A 1,490-nucleotide genomic window follows, 5' to 3' on the forward strand; every position below is an offset into this window, starting at 1 on the left:
CCGTCGCCGAACAGTCCGCTGGCGATCATGCCGGCGGGCGAGGTGTCCGTCGTCTGGAAGGTGAGCGAGCAGAGTTCGACGGAGAGCAGGACGGCGATGTCCTCGGGCCGGCCCGCCAGGTAGTCGTGCAGGCGGGCGATGCCCGCCGCGCCGGCGACGCAGCCGAGGCCGAAGACGGGCAGGCGTTTGACGTCGGTGCGGAGCCCGAGCCGCTGGACGAGGCGGGCGTCGACGGACGGGACGGCCAGGCCGGTGACGGTGGTGAACATCAGCAGGTCCACGTCGGCGGGGTCCAGTCCGGCGGCGTGCAGCGCGCCGTCCACCGCCCGGGCGCCCAGCGCCGTGGCCTGCCGGATGAAGGCGTCGTTGGCCTCCTGGAAGCCCGACAGGTTCGCGTACTCCTCCAGGGGGAGCGCCAGGTGGCGGGTGCGCACCCGGGTGCTGCGGTGCAGGGCCTCCAGCAGCGACCGGTCGCCGCCGTCGCGGTGGAACGCTCCGGCGACCATCTCGGTGAGGGTCTGCTGGGGGTACCGGTGCGGGGCCGGCAGGCCGTGGACGGCGGCGATCCGGGTCGTCATACGTCTCCTGGGACGAGGGCGGCATGAGAGACAGGGGAGCCGGACGCCGGGAACGCCCGTTCGTCCGCCCCCCGGTGTGTTCCCCGGTCACCCGTCGGGTGTGCTTCCCGCGCCGCCGACCGCCCGTCCGGACGAGTGCGCGGCCGCTGCCCGGGCCGCGGCGCCCTACGCTCGCGGCGTGGACTCGACGCACGTGGGGGACGCGGCGGACCCGGACCGGACGCCGGTGGCCGCGGGCCGCGCCCGCGCGGGCGGGCCGGTCGCGGGGCCGGCGGCCTTGGTGACGGCCTTGGTGACGGCCTGCCACCCGGGCCCGGCGGCGGCGGTCACGGTGCTGGTGACGGCGCTGGCCGTAGCCGCCGGGCACACCCCGGCCGGGTGCGCGCTGGTGGCGGGCGCGGTGCTGACGGGTCAGCTGTCCGTCGGCTGGTGCAACGACGCGTTCGACGCCGCCCGGGACGCGGCCGCCGGCCGCCGCGGCAAGCCCGTCGCGGCCGGGGCGGTCCTGCCCCGCACGGCGTGGACGGCGGCGGGGGCGGCGCTCGCGCTGTGCGTGCCGCTGTCGCTGGCGGTCGGCCCGCTCGCCGGGGCCGTGCACCTGGCCGGGGTGGCGGCCGCGTGGGCGTACGACCTCCGGTGGAAGGCGACGGTCTGGTCCTGGTTCCCGTACGCCGTGGGCTTCGCCTCCCTGCCCGCGTTCGTCGCGCTGGGCCTGCCCGGCCGGCCGTGGCCCGCCTGGTGGACCGTCCTGGCGGCGGCGCTGCTGGGCGTGGGCGCCCATCTGGCCGACACGCTTCCGGACTTCGCCGCCGACCGGGCGACCGGCGTACGCGGGCTGCCGCACCGGCTGGGCGCGTCCGCCGTGCGGCGGGCCCTGCCGGCCGTCCTCGTGGCGGCGACCGCCGTCCTGGT

Annotated in this window: 1 protein-coding gene and 1 pseudogene; one reads left to right on the top strand and one right to left on the bottom strand. The window is 78.3% G+C overall.

Translation table 11 applies throughout. The features are described 5' to 3' along the window. Positions 1 to 578 (bottom strand): annotated as a pseudogene (locus JNW98_RS33105) (type III polyketide synthase); the annotation flags it as partial. A gap of 178 nt (positions 579 to 756) precedes the next feature. On the opposite strand from JNW98_RS33105, the gene JNW98_RS33110 reads away from it, so the two are divergent. Further along, positions 757 to 1,490 (top strand): UbiA family prenyltransferase (locus tag JNW98_RS33110; RefSeq protein WP_372459386.1); only part of this gene is annotated, 734 nt, incomplete at its 3' end.

The sequence above is a fragment of the Streptomyces huiliensis genome (genome assembly GCF_020037025.1).
GTDB lineage: Bacteria > Actinomycetota > Actinomycetes > Streptomycetales > Streptomycetaceae > Streptomyces > Streptomyces huiliensis.